The following is a 15,619-nucleotide window of genomic DNA, read 5'->3' as shown; positions in this document are numbered from 1 at the left end:
GGAGCCGATTTATGAGCCTACACAGCAAGTCCGAAAGTCTGTACGCCCAGGCGCAACAGTTGATCCCCGGTGGGGTGAACTCTCCGGTGCGTGCATTCACCGGCGTAGGCGGTGTGCCGCTGTTTATCGAGCGGGCTGACGGGGCTTACCTGTTCGATGCCGACGGCAAGGCCTATATCGACTATGTCGGTTCCTGGGGGCCGATGGTGCTGGGGCACAACCACCCGGCGATCCGCGACGCGGTGATCGAAGCGGCGCAGCGCGGCCTGAGCTTCGGCGCGCCGACCGAGATGGAAGTCAAAATGGCGCAGCTGGTCACCGAACTGGTGCCTACCATGGACATGGTGCGTATGGTGAACTCGGGCACCGAAGCCACCATGAGCGCCATCCGTCTGGCGCGCGGCTACACCAACCGCGACAAAATCATCAAGTTCGAAGGCTGCTACCACGGCCACGCCGACTGCCTGCTGGTGAAAGCCGGTTCCGGTGCGCTGACCCTCGGCCAGCCGAATTCACCGGGCGTGCCGGCCGACTTCGCCAAGCACACCCTGACCTGCACCTATAACGACCTGGATTCGGTGCGGGCCGCCTTCGAGCAGTACCCGTCCGAGATCGCCTGTATCATCGTCGAGCCGGTTGCCGGCAACATGAACTGCGTGCCGCCGCTGCCGGAATTCCTGCCGGGCCTGCGCGCCCTGTGCGACAAGTACGGCGCGCTCTTGATCATCGATGAAGTGATGACCGGTTTCCGCGTGGCGCTGGCCGGCGCACAGTCCTATTACGGCGTCGAGCCGGATCTGACCTGCCTCGGCAAAATCATCGGCGGCGGCATGCCGGTGGGCGCCTTCGGCGGCCGCCGCGACGTGATGGACGCGCTGGCGCCGACCGGCCCGGTCTACCAGGCGGGCACCCTGTCCGGCAACCCAATCGCCATGGCGGCGGGCTATGCCTGCCTGACCGAAGTATCACAGGTAGGCGTGCACCAGACGCTGACCGAACTGACCGAAATGCTGGCCGCAGGCCTGCTGCATGCGGCGCAGGAAGAGAATATCCCGCTGGTAGTCAACAACGTCGGCGGCATGTTCGGCCTGTTCTTCACCGACGCGCCGACAGTGACCAGCTATCAGGACGTGATGCAGTGCGACGTGGAACGCTTCAAACGCTTCTTCCACCTGATGCTGGAGGAAGGGGTGTATCTGGCGCCGTCCGCCTTCGAAGCGGGCTTCATGTCCGTGGCGCACAGCAAGGAAGACATTCAGCGCACCATCGACGCCGCGCGTCGCTGCTTCGCCAAGCTGTAATCCCGGCCGAATGGCCAAAAAAACGGGCGCCTCGGCGCCCGTTTTGTTTTTCGCTGCCGCTTAAAGCAGCGTGCCGTAAATGGTCAACAGCGCCACTACCACCACGATGATCATCGTCACCTTGCGAGCCAGCGTCACCGCCGCCCGCGGCGTTTGCACCGGGTCCATATGCGGATCGCGCGCCAGCGAGAACTGCGCCAGCCGCGTCAACACCTGATACGACGACGAATGCCGATCCCCCAGCGAGGCGAACCAGGCCGGCAGCGCACGCTCGCCGTGGCCGAACAGCGCGTAGGCCACCCCGGCCAAACGCACCGGGATCCAGTCCAGCCAGTTCAGCAGATGATCGATACCCGACTGCGAACGCTCCAGCGGCGTATTGTGACGCGCCAGCCAGGTTTGATAGGCGCGCAGGAAGGCATACCCCGCTAACGCGATCGGCCCGTAAGGTCCAAAGACCACGAACCAGAACAGCGGCGCCAGGTAATAGCGGAAATTGATCCACAGCAGCGCGTTTTGCAGCTCGCGCAGGCGCAGCTCTTCGCTGCAGTCCACCGGCAAACCGTGGATCAACGCCAGCTCTTCCGCCATCTGATCGCTGGCGTGGGTATCGCCCTGCCGCGCCGCTTTGAGGTAGGCGCGGTAGTGTTTGCGCTTGATGCCGGCGCCGACGCACAGCAGATCGATGACGATCCACAGCAGCAGCGTCACCACGCCGAAGAACAACCCGTGAGACAGCCACAGAACGCCCCAGACGATCACCATCCAGGCGGCGGTCATCGCCAGCGTCTGCGCCAGCGAAACCCGATGCAGCCGCTGAAACACCACTTCGAGACGGTGGTCCAGCTGCCAATGTTCTCCCAGCTTAAACAGGCGCTCCCAGGCCAAAACCAGCAACAGCGTAAACAGCGTCATTAGCGATTCCTCTCCCTTTTTCTTGTCTCAAGCATAGCGTCGACGGGCGCATCGCGTTGTTCCAGAGATGCCAGATAGCGATCCCAATCGAACGCCGGCCCGGGATCGGTCTTGCGGCCGGGGGCGATATCGCAATGCCCAGCGATATTGGCCACCAGCGGCGGATAATGTTCGGCCAGCAGCGCGGTGACCGCCTGCAGCGTGCGGTATTGCGCCTCGGTGTAAGGCAACAGATCGGTGCCTTCCAGCTCGATGCCGATCGAGAAATCGTTGCACCGATCGCGCCCCTGATACAGGGAAACGCCCGCGTGCCAGGCGCGTTGGTCGAAGGGCACATACTGCACGATCTCCCCGTCGCGGCGGATCAGACAGTGCGCAGACACCCGCAGCTGATGGATCTCGGCGAAATAGGGGTGCTGCGCGGGATCGAGCGTGCCGGTGAACAGCTGGTCGATATAGGGGCCGCCGAATTCGCCGGGCGGCAGGCTGATGTTGTGGATGACCAGCAGCGAGGGGGGCTCGTCATCCGGGCGCCGATCGCAGTGCGGCGAGAGCACTCGCGTCACCCCGACAATCCAGCCATTTTCCAACTGCATCAGACACCTCTCTGCGGTGGTACTTATTCCTGCAACAGAGTAGCATGTTCCCCTACGATCTAACCGTCCATTTCGGAGTTTTCCATGCCGACACGCCGCTACAGTGCCGACCGTCGCCGCACCGAGCTTCTTGAACGAATTGAAAGTGATATTCCCTATGCCGTCGCCCAGGCGCTGCGCGAAGACCTGGGGGGTGAAGTCGACGCCGGGCGCGATATTACCGCGCAATTGTTACCGGCGGACAAGCAGGCCGAAGCCACCGTCATCACCCGCGAAGCCGGCGTATTCTGTGGCCGCCGCTGGCTGAATGAGGTCTTTATTCAATTGGGCAACCAGGTGCAGGTGGAGTGGCTGGTGGCGGACGGCGACCGCCTGACGCCGAACCAACCGCTTTGCCGGCTGCGCGGCCCCGCGCGGGTGATGCTGACCGGCGAGCGCACCGCGCTGAACTTCGTGCAGACGCTCTCCGGCGTGGCGACCGAGGTCAACCGCTACGTGGCCCTGCTGGAAGGCACCCGGACTCGCCTGCTCGATACCCGCAAGACCCTGCCCGGCCTGCGCACCGCGCTGAAATACGCCGTACTGTGCGGGGGCGGCAGCAACCACCGGCTGGGGCTGTCCGACGCCTTCCTGATCAAGGAAAACCACATCATCGCCTCCGGCTCTATCAAGAACGCGGTGGAAAAAGCCTTCTGGCTGCACGCCGACGTGCCGGTGGAAGTGGAAGTCGAATCGCTCGATGAACTGCAGCAGGCGCTGGATGCCGGTGCCGATATCATCATGCTGGACAACTTCAGCGTCGAGATGATGCGTCAGGCGGTCGCTCAAACCCAGGGCCGCGCCCAGTTGGAGGTGTCCGGCAACGTCACCAGCGAGACGCTGCGCAGCTTTGCCGAGACCGGCGTGGATTACATTTCGGTCGGCGCGCTGACCAAGCACATCACTGCACTCGATCTGTCGATGCGCTTCAAATGATCCCTCTCGCCCCCGGCCGCTGTCGGGGGCGTTACCGTAAAATTGCGAACCTCCTCTCACCGTTTTTTTCACCGCTGCAAACGACATCATTACTGATGGAAGCGCGCCGAGAAACGCGCAAAAGCCCCTCGCCGAGCCCCCGAGCAAGCCGCTACCGTTGTCTTCCACACCCCAATGGAGAAAACAACGCATGGAAACGCAACGCGGCTTTACCCTGATAGAACTGATGGTGGTGATCGCCATCATCGCCATCCTCAGCGCCATCGGCATCCCTGCCTACCAGCGCTACATCCAGAAAGCGGCAATGACCGACATGCTGCAAACCATGGCGCCGTATAAACTGGCGGTCGAGCTATGCGTGCTGGACGAAGGCGCCCCCACCGGCTGTGAGGCCGGCAGCAAAGGCATTCCCACCAGCGGCACGTCGCGTTACGTCAGCGGGGTGAAAGTCGCCAAAGGCGTGATCACGCTGACCGGCACCCAAACGCTGCAGGGGCTGGCGGTGGCATTAACCCCCAAAGCGAACGCCGATGGGCTGACCCGCTGGAGCCGGCTGTGCAGCAGCGAAAACGCAACGCTGGTTGAGGTGTGCCAGGAAGTCTTCCGCTTCGACAACGCGGCGGAGTAACGGCGATGAACGCGCAAATCAGCGAAGAGGTTCACGCCCTGTGCCGGCGCTATCAGGCGCTGGCGCTGAACGAAGACCCGACCACTCTCACGATCGCGCTCAACGAAGAAGCGCCGCAGGGGCTGCTGGCGGCGCTGCGTTTCGCCACCGGCAAGCGCATCCATCTGGAACACTGGCCGGCGGCCAGGCTGGAGCAGGCGCTGAACCAACGCCACGAATCGCTGCCGGCGCCGCTGGCAGCCGAAGAAGACACCGCCGACATCGCCTACCCCGACGACGGCGATGCACCGGTGGTGCAGTTCATCAACCAGACGCTGCGTCTGGCCATCCAGCGCCGCGCCTCGGATATCCACTTCGAGCCCTTTCGGCAGCATTTTCGCATTCGCCTGCGCATCGACGGCGTGCTGCAAACCCTCGCCTCACCGCCGCCGCAGCTGGCCGCGCGCCTCATCGCCCGGCTGAAGATCCTCGGCCAGTTGGATATTGCCGAGCGCCGTCAGCCTCAGGACGGGCAACTCAGCCTGACGCTGGACAGCGCGCGCTATGCCATGCGTATCGCCACCCTGCCGACGCTGCACGGCGAAAAGGTGGTGCTGCGCGTTCAGCAAGGTGAGCAGCAGGAGCTGCCGCTGGATCAACTGGGCATGGGCCGAGCGGATCTGGCGCGCTACGCGACGGCGCTGGCCTGCCCGCAAGGTTTGATCCTGGTGACCGGCCCAACCGGCAGCGGCAAGACGGTCACGCTGTACAGCGGTCTGCGTCAGTTGAACGATGCGCAAAGCAACCTGTGCAGCGTCGAGGATCCGATCGAGATACCGCTGTTCGGCGTCAATCAAACCCAGATCAACGCCAAAACCGAGCTGAGTTTCGCCCGGGTGCTGCGCGCCCTGCTGCGCCAGGATCCGGATGTCATCATGATCGGCGAGATCCGCGACGCGGAAACCGCCGAGATCGCAGTCAAGGCCGCGCAAACCGGCCACCTGGTGCTGTCGACACTGCATACCAACTCCACCGGCGAAACCCTGACGCGCCTGATGCACATGGGTATCCCCGGCTACCTGCTCGCCGGCTGCCTGAAGCTGGTCATCGCACAGCGGCTGGTGCGCAGGCTGTGTCGCCACTGCCGCTACCCGCACAGCCAGCCGACGCATTTTCCTACCTCGGTCTGGCCGGAGCCGCTGACCGCCTGGCGCGCCGACGGCTGCGAGCATTGCTTCGGCGGCTACTATGGGCGCATCGGCGTGTATGAGCTGTTGGCCATTACGCCGGAAATACAGGCGGCGTTGCTGGCGAACGCCGCGCCCAGCCTGCTGGCGGATGTCGCCCGCGAGCAGGGGCAGCTTTCGTTGCTGCAGGCCGGGCTGGCACTGGCCAGCGAAGGCACGACCTCGCTGGAAGAACTGTACCGCGTGATCGACGTCGTCCAGCTCGGCGTAACCGCGCCATGAAAGCGCGCCGGCTGTTCCTTTGGCAGGCTTTCGACGCCCAGGGCGCCTTGCGCCGCGGCGAACTGATGAGCGATGAAAAACGGCAGGTGAGCCGGTTGCTGATCGAACAAGGCCTGCAGCCTTGGCGGATTGGGCACGGCAAACGCATCACGCCCGGCCAGTGGCGCGGAGAACCCTTAATCCACTTCACCCGCCAACTCGCCACCCTGTTGCAGGCCGGGTTGCCGCTGGTCAATACGTTGCAGCTGCTGGCGGCAGAGCACCCTTCGGCAGCCTGGCGTTGCCTGTTGCGCCAGTTGGCAGAACAGGTGCGCGAAGGGCAGCCGCTCTCCGAAACCCTTGCCACGCAGCCAGGCGTTTTTCCACTTATCTATCGCCAACTGATCGCCATCGGCGAACTGACCGGCAACCTCGATCGCTGCTGCCTGCAGCTGGCACAACAACAGGAAGCCCAGCTGATGCTGCGCCGCAAAGTGACCAAAGCGCTGCGGTATCCCCTCTTCATCTGTGCGGCGGCGCTGCTGGTCAGCGTGCTGATGCTGGTGATGGTGCTGCCGGAATTCGCCAAGGTTTATCAGTCGTTCGATGCGCCGCTGCCCTGGTTTACCCAAGGGTTATTGGGGGTGTCCGCGCTGCTGATCGCCGTTGGCCCCTATTTGGCGCTGCTGCTCGGCGCATTGCTGCTCGGCTATTGCCGCTGGCTGCATCCACGCCCGCCATGGCGCCGACGTGAACAGGCCGCCTTGCTGCGCCTGCCGCTGATCGCCCGGCTGGTGAGCGGCGGCGCGCTGAGCCAAACCTTTCGTATTCTGACCATGACCCAACGCGCGGGGCTGACGCTGGTGGAAGGGTTGAACGCGGCGGCACTGGCGGCGGATCATCTGCTGTACCGACAGGCGCTGGAGCAGGTGCAGCGGCAGATCGCCGACGGCGAGGCGTTTCATCATGCCCTGGGCCTGCAATCGCTGTTTCCGCCGCTGTGCCGGCAGCTGGTGCGGGTGGGCGAAGAATCCGGTTCGCTGGACGCCTTGCTGGATAAATTGGCGCAGTGGTACGAACGGCAGACGCACGAGCTGGCCGATACGCTGGCGCAAACGCTGGAGCCGCTGCTGATGCTGGTGGTGGGCGGGATTGTCGGTGCTTTGGTGATCGCCATGTACCTGCCTATTTTTCAACTGGGCAGCGTGCTGGGATAAAAAAGAGGATAGCGGGCGCCGCTGTGCGCTGCGCCCGAATGCAAGGTGCGGCTTATTTGCTGCCGAAGACGCGGTTTTCCTGCTCCGCCACGCGGATAAAGGTGGTGCGCTTGGTCAACTCTTTCAGGCGCTCGGCACCGACGTAAGTGCAAGCGGAGCGCAGGCCGCCGAGGATATCGCGCACGGTAAACTCCACCTCGCCACGCAGCGGCAGCTTGACGGTTTTGCCTTCGGCCGCGCGATACTCCGCCACGCCGCCGACGTGGCGTTTCATCGCCGACTCGGAGCTCATGCCGTAGAACAGCATGAACTTCTCGCCGTTCTCTTCCACCACAGTGCCTTCGCACTCGTCGTGGCCGGCCAGCATGCCACCCAGCATCACGAAGTCAGCACCGCCGCCGAAGGCTTTGGCGACGTCGCCCGGCACCGAGCAGCCGCCGTCGCTGACGATTTGGCCGCCCAGCCCGTGGGCCGCATCGGCGCATTCGATCACCGCCGACAGCTGCGGGTAGCCCACGCCGGTCTTCACGCGGGTGGTACAGACTGAACCCGGGCCGATGCCGACCTTAACGATGTCGGCGCCGGAGAGGATAAGCTCTTCCACCATCTCGCCGGTCACTACGTTGCCGGCGCAGATCACGTGATTCGGGCAGGCTTCGCGCGCTTTCTGCAGGAAGGCGACGAAATGTTCAGAGTAGCCGTTGGCCACGTCGATGCAGATGAATTTGAGCGCCGGAGACAGGGCCAGGATCTGCTGCATTTTGGCGAAGTCGGCTTCGGAGGTGCCGGTGGACACCATTACGTGGCGCAGCACCGATTCCGGCATGCGCTGCACGAAGTCAGCCCATTGCTCGACGCTGTAATGTTTGTGTACCGCGGTGAGAACGTCGAAAGAAGCCAGGGCCTCGGCCATGCGGAAGGTGCCCACCGTGTCCATGTTAGCGGCGATAATCGGCACGCCGGACCAGCTGCAACCTGAATGCTTGAAGGTAAACTGACGTTCCAGTTCAACCTCGGAGCGGCTTTTCAGCGTGGAGCGCTTAGGGCGGATCAACACGTCTTTAAAGCCCAACTTCAAATCTTCTTCAATACGCATGACTTATGATTTCCTGGTTAATGGCGACGGATCGCAAGGAGGATATTCGAACCTCTGCCCGACGGCTTTCCAGTGGCGCAAAAAGACGGCGGCGAGATTAATGCCAGTTCCAGTGACGTTATAATACGCGCTAATAATCGCCGAACAAGACTGCGAATTCGCCTTTATTTACGCTACAATCCGACAAATTTACCTGCATAACCGCAGTGTGATTGCCCGCTCATTTTTGCCGTGCCGCTGCGCTTTTTCTCGCCGTCCGATCGGTGCCGACGCGCAAGCGCCGCCTGCCGACTTGCACTTCTGCGCGATCGCTTTATGATTCGACTATTATTTTTTTATGAACATCGGATGCACCTAACACCATGGCCTACATTGTTGCGTTGACCGGGGGCATAGGCAGCGGCAAGACGACCGTCGCGAACGCCTTTGCGCGCCACGGCGCAACCCTCGTCGATGCCGACGTGATCGCCCGTCAGGTCGTCGAGCCGGGTACCCCTGCTTTGGCCGCGATCGCCGAGCGATTTGGTAATGAAATGTTGCTGCCGGACGGCGCATTGAACCGCGCTGCGCTGCGTCAGCGCATCTTTAGCCATCCCGATGACAAAACCTGGCTGAACCAGCTGCTGCATCCGCTGATACACCGTGAAACCCAGCGCCAACTGGCGCAGGCCACCAGCCCGTACGTGCTGTGGGTGGTGCCGCTGCTGGTGGAAAACAGTCTGCAGGATCGCGCCGATCGGGTGCTGGTGATCGACGTCGACGCCGAAACTCAGCTGGCTCGCACCATCGCGCGCGACGGCGTCAGCCGTGAGCAAGCGCAGAGCATTCTCGCCGCCCAGGCCACGCGCCGGCAGCGCCTCGCCGTGGCGGATGACATTATTGACAACAGCGGCGCCGCTCAGGGGATAGAGCCACAGGTCGCCGCACTGCATCGTCGCTACCTTGAACTGGCGGCAACAGCGCCCCAACAGGATTAAACTGCATGAGTGATGTTTCCCCAACCGTTCTCTTTGAACACCCGCTGAACGAAAAAATGCGTACCTGGCTACGCATCGAATTTCTGCTGCAACAGCTGCACGGCCAACGCGCCCTGAGTGAAACCGCCATCGCCCTCACCTTCTTTCGCACCGTCTCCGACTTGCTGGACGTGCTGGAGCGCGGCGAAGTACGCACCGAACTGCTCAAAGAGCTGGAGCGCCAGCAGCAGAAACTGTTGGCCTGGGCCGATGTGCCGGGCGTGGATATGGCGCTGATCGACCAGCTGCGCGGCCAGTTGAAGTCGCGCTCATCGGCGCTGATGGCGGCGCCGCGCCTCGGCCAGGCGCTGCGCGAAGATCGGCTGATCGGCCTGGTGCGCCAGCGGCTGAATATTCCCGGCGGCTGCTGCAGCTTCGATCTGCCGACCCTGCACATGTGGATGCACGCGCCGCAGCAGGATCGCGATGCCGACGTCGCCACCTGGCTGCAGTCGCTGGATCCGCTGAACCAGGCGCTGATCATGGTGTTGGATCTGATCCGTCAGTCGGGGCCGTTCCGCAATCAGATCAGCCTGAACGGCTTTTTCCAGGACAACGCCGAAGGGGCGGATCTGCTGCGCCTGCGCCTCCATCTGGCGCCGCAGCTTTATCCGCAGATTTCCGGCCACAAGACCCGCTATGCCATTCGTTTCCTGCCGCTGGATAGCGAAAATGGCGTGGTGCCTGAACGCCTGACGTTCGAACTGGCCTGTTGTTGAACTTGTGCAAGAAAGCCTTCTCAGCACTGATAGAAGGCGTAAGGAACCGTTATGACGACCGTAGTAAAATGCCCAACCTGTGGCACCGGCGTGGTTTGGGGTGAAGTTAGCCCCTTCCGGCCGTTTTGCAGCAAGCGCTGCCAGCTGATCGATCTCGGCGAGTGGGCCGATGAAGAGAAGCGTATTCCGAGCAACAGCGATCTGTCGGAAAGCGAAGACTGGAGTGAAATGGACGATCGTTGATCGTCCGCAATTGGCCTGGTGCCCGCCAGGCCAACCTTGTTATTGCGCGGCGTTCGCCTGCGCCACCAGCAGCTGAATAATGCCGGTGTTGGCTTCCGGGAACTCGTCTTCACGCAGCTCCGCCTGTTTAACCCAGCGCATCGGTTGCCCCTCGCGGCCGAACGGCTCGCCCGCCCAGGCTTCCACCAGATAAAAATTCAGCGTCACGATGCGATCGCTGAAGCGGTGCTCCACCACCTCCAACAGTTCGGCACGTTCGGCTTCGATACCGGTCTCTTCCCGCAGCTCGCGACTTAGCGCCTGTTCCGGTGTTTCACCCTGTTCGATCTTGCCGCCGGGGAACTCCCAAAATCCGGCCATGTGCGCGTCGGCGGCGCGGCGGGTAATAAAGATCTCCCGTTGCGCATTACGGATGATGCCCACGGCGATATTCAGATGTTTCATCTCACCCTCCTGATGGGTGTCAAAAAACAGGGGCTCAGCAAGCTGAACCCCTGGGTATTATCGATTAATCGCAGCCGGCATTACTGCAGGCGGCCGTGGCACTGCTTGTATTTCTTTCCGGAGCCGCATGGGCACGGATCGTTGCGGCCCACTTTACGCTCGGCGGTCGCCGGCGCGTTCGGATCTTCGGTCACCAGCGCGTTCTCGTCGTGGTGGCTCAGCTGTTGGTGCTGCGCCAGGCGCTCGGCCTCTTCACGGCGCTGCTGTTCCAGCGCTTCCACCTCTTCCGGCATCCGCACCTGAACCTTGCTCAGCACGCTGATCACTTCATATTTCAGCGATTCCAGCATAGTGGCGAACATGTTGAAGGATTCACGCTTGTACTCCTGCTTAGGATCCTTCTGCGCATAGCCGCGCAGGTGAATACCCTGACGCAGGTAGTCCATCGCCGCCAGGTGCTCTTTCCACAGGGAATCCAGCGTCTGCAGCATCACGCCCTTCTCGAAGTTGCGCATCATTTCGCTGCCGACCACTTCTTCCTTACGCTGGTACTGCTCTTTGGCGTTCTCCAGAATGCGTTCGCGCAGCGTCTCTTCGTGCAGCTCCGGCTCTTTGTCCAGCCATTGTGCGATCGGCATCTCCAGATCGAAGTCGTTCTTCAGGCGCTCTTCCAACCCCTGAATGTCCCACTCTTCTTCCAGCGACTGCGGCGTAATGTAGTTGTCGATGGTGCTCTTGAACACGTCCTCGCGGATGCTGGCGATGGTTTCGCTCACGTCGGACACGTCCAGCAATTCGTTACGCTGGCTGTAGATGGCGCGGCGCTGATCGTTAGCGACGTCGTCGTATTCCAGCAGCTGCTTACGGATGTCGAAGTTGCGGCTCTCTACCTTGCGCTGGGCGTTGGCGATCGCCTTGGTCACCCACGGGTGCTCAATCGCTTCGCCTTCTTTCATACCCAGTTTGCGCATCATGCCGGACACGCGATCCGACGCGAAGATACGCATCAGGGCATCTTCCATCGACAGGTAGAAGCGGGATGAACCGGCATCGCCCTGACGACCGGAACGGCCGCGCAGCTGATTATCGATACGGCGCGATTCATGGCGCTCGGTGCCGATGATATGCAGGCCGCCCGCCGCCAGCACCGCGTCATGGCGCACTTTCCAGGCCGCTTTGATGGCTTCGATCTGCTCTTCGGTCGGCTCTTCCAACAACGCCACTTCGGCCTGCCAGCTGCCACCCAGCACGATATCGGTACCACGGCCCGCCATGTTGGTGGCGATGGTTACCGCACCGCTCTGGCCGGCCTGGGCGACGATGTCCGCCTCCATGGCGTGGAATTTGGCGTTCAGCACCTTGTGCTCGATGCCCGCTTTGGTCAGCTCATGGGAAACCACTTCGGATTTCTCGATTGAGATGGTACCCACCAGCACCGGCTGGCCTTTGGCGGTACGCTCGCGGATGTCTTCGATAATGGCGCCGATCTTCTCTTTCTCGGTCATGTACACCAGATCCGGCATGTCCTTACGGATCATCGGACGGTTGGTTGGCACCACGATGGTGTCCAGCTTGTAGATCGAGCTGAATTCGAAGGCTTCGGTATCGGCGGTACCGGTCATCCCGGCCAGCTTCTCGTACAGACGGAAGTAGTTCTGGAAGGTGATCGAAGCCAGCGTCTGGTTCTCGTTCTGGATCTCCACGCCTTCTTTGGCTTCCACCGCCTGGTGCAGGCCGTCGGACCAACGGCGGCCCTGCATGGTACGCCCGGTGTGTTCGTCGACGATGATCACTTCGCCGTCTTTCACGATGTAGTCAACGTCGCGGGTGAACAGCACGTGGGCGCGCAGCGCGGCGGTAACGTGGTGCATCAGCATGATGTTGGTCGGCGAGTACAGCGATTCGCCCTCATCCATGATGCCGGCTTCCACCAGCATCTCTTCGATCAGGATCAGGCCGCGTTCGGTCAGGTGGACCTGACGCGCCTTCTCATCCACCGAGAAGTGCCCTTCACCCTTGAAGGTGTCGGAGTCTTCTTTTTCCTGGCGAATCAGTTTAGGGATCAGCTTGTTGACCTTGATGTACATCTCGGAGCTATCTTCAGCCGGGCCGGAGATGATCAGCGGCGTACGCGCTTCATCGATCAGGATGGAGTCCACCTCATCCACCAACGCATAGTGCAGTTTGCGCTGCACGCGCTCTTCCGGGCTGAACGCCATGTTGTCGCGCAGGTAGTCGAAACCGTATTCGTTGTTGGTGCCGTAGGTGATGTCAGCGGCGTAAGCTTCACGCTTGGCCGGCGCCGGCATGCCCGGCAGGTTGATGCCGATGCTCAGGCCGAGGAACTCGAACAGCGGACGGTTGTTTTCGGCGTCACGCTGCGCCAGATAGTCGTTGACGGTCACGACGTGCACGCCGCGGCCGCTCAGAGCGTTCAGGTAGGCCGGCAGCGTCGCGGTCAGGGTTTTACCTTCACCGGTACGCATCTCGGCGATGCAGCGGTCGTTCAGCACCATGCCGCCCAGCAGCTGCACGTCGAAGTGACGCATGCCGAACACGCGCTTGCTCGCCTCACGCACTACGGCGAAGGCTTCCGGGATCAGGCTTTCCAGCGACTCACCTTTCTCCAGGCGCGCACGGAACTCGTTGGTTTTCGCTTTCAGTTCGTCATCGGACAGTTTTTCCATGTCCGGTTCCATGCGGTTGATCTGCTCAACCACTTTGCGCATGCGGCGCAGGGTACGATCGTTACGGCTGCCAAAAACTTTGGTTAATAATTTCACTAACATGATGTTTGATATCTCTGTCATGACGGCCGAATACGGCAGTCAACTTGCTATTATTTATGGTTTTTGTGCCCTGAGGGCGGAGTCAGACGAGCGCGGCAGGCCCGGCGCGAATGCCCTGTACCTGCGCCACCCACAGGCCGGTCTGGTGCCGTGCCAGCGTTGGCAGCACCTCAAGGTGGGTATGGCGAATGATGGTCGGCGGCTTCGGCTCGTGCGTCAGCAGCGCGTTGAGGGTAGAAAGCAGCGCCAGTTGCGCTACCTGCAAAGGCGGTTCGGCTTCGGCTTCGCTCTCCTGCACCCGCGCATAAACCGCCTGCGGCGCCAGCGCGAAAGAGAGGTGACGAATGACGGTGCGCAGCGCATGTTGCTGCCAGTAATCTACGCTGAAGGTAGGGCGACGGTGCGCGTCCTGCAGCAGGGCCAGGCTGTTGAAGGTGCCGTTGGCTGAATTTTGCCGGTTAAGGCTGGACGACGTATTCGGCAGTGCGGCCTGATCGGGGGCGCCGGGCAAATTGGAAGACGCGCCAAGCGTGGCCGCAACCATCCCTAACAGGAGATGGGGCCAGAAATAACGTCTGCCAAATTGTCGCCAACGATTTAGAATACCGATCACGAGTTTATAATCCGCCGGAGCCCATTATGCGCGATAGCCGTCCACAATTATTAGATGTCCTGTTCGACGACGCGTCTGCCGGCAGCAAAGGGCCGCTGCATAACGTCCAGCAACGCGCGGTGGCGCTGCTCAAGCTTAACCGTGCAGTGAAGGGCCTGTTGCCTGCTCCCCTGCATCCCTGGTGCCGCGTCGCGAATTTCCGACAGGGTATTTTAGTGCTCGAAACGGCAAATGCCAGTTGGATGATGCGCTTGCGCTACGAACAACCCGCTTTGCTGTCTGCACTACGAGCGCAAATTCTACCATCATTGTCGTCGATCGACATCAGGATTAATCCGGCCTTGATGGCGAAAGGCAGCCACCAGGTGCAAAACGCAGAGAAAGCGCCGGAAAAACCCGTGCCGATGCGGCATTTGAGTCTGGAAAGTGCGGAAGAACTGAGAGGATTGGCGAGCCGTAGCCCGGAGAAACTGCGCAAGATATTGGAACGGCTGGCTGCATTGGCCGGAGAGGGTACCAACACAACCAGTCGTGATAAGTAATCAGCGACACAGCTGCAAAACATCAGATCGCATCACGAGCCTGAGTTCTCAGGCTCCCAGAGGATGCGCCTGCCGTTATTCGCAGCAGGCGAGGAATTCAGACCTTACGCCAATACGGTGGACGGTGCCTTGAATGCCAACGGCATTTCGGCTTCGTCCTGGAAGGTCACGTATTCCCACGCTTCCTGCTTGGCCAGCACGGCCTGCAGCAGTTTGTTGTTCAGCGCGTGGCCAGACTTGAACGCGGTGAACGCGCCAATGATGTTGTGGCCGCACATGAACAGGTCGCCGATGGCGTCCAGCATTTTGTGACGTACGAATTCGTCTTCGAAACGCAGACCGTCTTCGTTCAGCACGCGGTAGTCATCTACCACGATAGCGCAATCGAAGCTGCCGCCCAGGGCCAGGCCACGGGACTGCAGGTATTCGATGTCGCGCATAAACCCGAAGGTGCGCGCGCGGCTGATTTGACGCACGAACGACTCAGCCGAGAAATCGAGACGATAGCGCTGAGAGCTGGCGTCGATAGCCGGGTGGTTGAAGTCGATGGTGAAGTCCAGGCGGAACCCGTTATGCGGGGACAGCTCGGCCCATTTGTCGCCATCTTCAACACGCACGGTCTCTTTCAGACGCAGGAATTTCTTCGCCGAGTTCAGTTCTTCGATGCCGGCATCCAGCAGCAAGAACACGAACGGACTGGCGCTGCCGTCCATGATTGGGATTTCAGCGGCGTCGACTTCGATGACGATGTTGTCGATGCCCAACCCAGCCAGCGCGGCGTTGAGGTGCTCAACGGTCGAAATACGCACGTCATGCTCATTCACCAGGCAAGTACAGAGCATGGTATCACGCACGGATTTTGCATCAGCCGGAAAATCAACCGGTGGATTCAAGTCAGTGCGACGATAGATGACCCCGGTATTAGCCGGCGCTGGGCGCATTGTCAGCGTGACTTTCTTGCCGGTATGCAAACCGACGCCAGTCGCCTGAACAATACGTTTTAATGTCCTTTGTTTGATCATCGTTTTATCTCGCAATGTTATCCATCCTACCAGCCAAGCATACAGCATGGCCGGCGGGACAGTTTAGCACAAAGAG

The 15,619-nt window shown here is 61.3% G+C and carries 16 protein-coding genes; 9 read left to right on the top strand and 7 right to left on the bottom strand.

The features are described from left to right. The first annotated feature begins 11 nt into the window (after positions 1-11). Positions 12-1,301 (top strand): glutamate-1-semialdehyde 2,1-aminomutase, encoded by a 1,290-nt coding sequence (gene hemL, locus EKL15_RS20920; RefSeq protein WP_100396057.1) that lies wholly within the window; start codon positions 12-14, stop codon positions 1,299-1,301. A gap of 60 nt (positions 1,302-1,361) precedes the next feature. On the opposite strand, the gene ampE is transcribed toward hemL, so the two are convergent. Together ampE and ampD are read right to left on the bottom strand one after the other, a co-directional pair. After that, positions 1,362-2,216, bottom strand: coding sequence for a beta-lactamase regulator AmpE (gene ampE, locus EKL15_RS20915; protein WP_033631795.1), 855 nt, complete (start codon positions 2,214-2,216; stop codon positions 1,362-1,364). After that, positions 2,216-2,812: a 1,6-anhydro-N-acetylmuramyl-L-alanine amidase AmpD gene (gene ampD, locus EKL15_RS20910; RefSeq protein ID WP_100396056.1), complete on the bottom strand. Its 597-nt coding sequence runs from the start codon at positions 2,810-2,812 to the stop codon at positions 2,216-2,218. Before ampD ends, ampE begins: the two co-directional genes overlap by 1 nt. Before the next feature lie 84 nt (positions 2,813-2,896). Here ampD and nadC point away from each other — a divergent pair, with 84 nt between their 5' ends. From nadC to hofC, 4 genes are all read left to right on the top strand, one after another. Beyond that, positions 2,897-3,787, top strand: a complete 891-nt coding sequence (gene nadC, locus EKL15_RS20905) for a carboxylating nicotinate-nucleotide diphosphorylase (RefSeq protein WP_100396055.1) — start codon at positions 2,897-2,899, stop codon at positions 3,785-3,787. Positions 3,788-3,977: 190 nt separating this feature from the next. Further along, positions 3,978-4,415, top strand: a complete 438-nt coding sequence (gene ppdD, locus EKL15_RS20900; RefSeq protein ID WP_084826847.1) for a prepilin peptidase-dependent pilin — start codon at positions 3,978-3,980, stop codon at positions 4,413-4,415. Positions 4,416-4,420: 5 nt separating this feature from the next. Beyond that, complete coding sequence (gspE, locus tag EKL15_RS20895; RefSeq protein WP_084826848.1) at positions 4,421-5,863, top strand: type II secretion system protein GspE; 1,443 nt, start codon at positions 4,421-4,423, stop codon at positions 5,861-5,863. After that, positions 5,860-7,059, top strand: coding sequence for a protein transport protein HofC (gene hofC / locus EKL15_RS20890; protein WP_100396054.1), 1,200 nt, complete (start codon positions 5,860-5,862; stop codon positions 7,057-7,059). The genes gspE and hofC overlap by 4 nt, the downstream gene beginning before the upstream one ends. A gap of 52 nt (positions 7,060-7,111) precedes the next feature. Here the strand turns inward: hofC and EKL15_RS20885 are convergent, their stop codons facing one another. After that, positions 7,112-8,155, bottom strand: a complete 1,044-nt coding sequence (locus EKL15_RS20885; protein WP_015376656.1) for a GMP reductase — start codon at positions 8,153-8,155, stop codon at positions 7,112-7,114. A gap of 362 nt (positions 8,156-8,517) precedes the next feature. On the opposite strand from EKL15_RS20885, the gene coaE reads away from it, so the two are divergent. From coaE to yacG, 3 genes are read left to right on the top strand one after another with little or no spacing between them, the layout of a single operon-like run. Further along, positions 8,518-9,132, top strand: a complete 615-nt coding sequence (coaE, locus tag EKL15_RS20880) for a dephospho-CoA kinase (protein WP_100396053.1) — start codon at positions 8,518-8,520, stop codon at positions 9,130-9,132. A gap of 5 nt (positions 9,133-9,137) precedes the next feature. Next, positions 9,138-9,890: a cell division protein ZapD gene (gene zapD, locus EKL15_RS20875; RefSeq protein ID WP_038873498.1), complete on the top strand. Its 753-nt coding sequence runs from the start codon at positions 9,138-9,140 to the stop codon at positions 9,888-9,890. Between the two features lie 51 nt (positions 9,891-9,941). Beyond that, entirely contained in the window at positions 9,942-10,133 is a 192-nt protein-coding gene (yacG, locus tag EKL15_RS20870) for a DNA gyrase inhibitor YacG (protein WP_004932737.1), read from the top strand. A gap of 39 nt (positions 10,134-10,172) precedes the next feature. Here the strand turns inward: yacG and mutT are convergent, their stop codons facing one another. From mutT to secM, 3 genes are all read right to left on the bottom strand, one after another. Then, the gene (mutT, locus tag EKL15_RS20865) at positions 10,173-10,577 is read right to left on the bottom strand and encodes an 8-oxo-dGTP diphosphatase MutT (protein WP_060440772.1); all 405 of its coding nucleotides are present in this window, start codon (positions 10,575-10,577) and stop codon (positions 10,173-10,175) included. Between the two features lie 80 nt (positions 10,578-10,657). Next, positions 10,658-13,366 (bottom strand): preprotein translocase subunit SecA, encoded by a 2,709-nt coding sequence (gene secA, locus EKL15_RS20860; protein ID WP_038873493.1) that lies wholly within the window; start codon positions 13,364-13,366, stop codon positions 10,658-10,660. A gap of 82 nt (positions 13,367-13,448) precedes the next feature. After that, on the bottom strand, positions 13,449-13,979 hold the full coding sequence (gene secM, locus EKL15_RS20855) for a secA translation cis-regulator SecM (protein ID WP_038873490.1): 531 nt from the start codon (positions 13,977-13,979) through the stop codon (positions 13,449-13,451). Positions 13,980-14,005: 26 nt separating this feature from the next. On the opposite strand from secM, the gene EKL15_RS20850 reads away from it, so the two are divergent. Then, a complete protein-coding gene (locus tag EKL15_RS20850) occupies positions 14,006-14,521 on the top strand; it encodes a DUF721 domain-containing protein (RefSeq protein ID WP_033637110.1) in 516 nt (171 codons plus the stop codon). A 104-nt stretch (positions 14,522-14,625) separates the two neighbouring features. Here EKL15_RS20850 and lpxC read toward each other — a convergent pair whose 3' ends face one another. Next, positions 14,626-15,543: a UDP-3-O-acyl-N-acetylglucosamine deacetylase gene (gene lpxC, locus EKL15_RS20845; RefSeq protein ID WP_004932754.1), complete on the bottom strand. Its 918-nt coding sequence runs from the start codon at positions 15,541-15,543 to the stop codon at positions 14,626-14,628. Between the last annotated feature and the right edge of the window lie 76 nt (positions 15,544-15,619).

It is taken from the genome of Serratia sp. 4542 (assembly GCF_016805595.1).
Lineage (GTDB): Bacteria > Pseudomonadota > Gammaproteobacteria > Enterobacterales > Enterobacteriaceae > Serratia > Serratia nevei.
The sequence above is the reverse complement of the archived record's forward strand: the minus strand, read 5'-3'. Positions and strand labels throughout refer to the sequence as shown.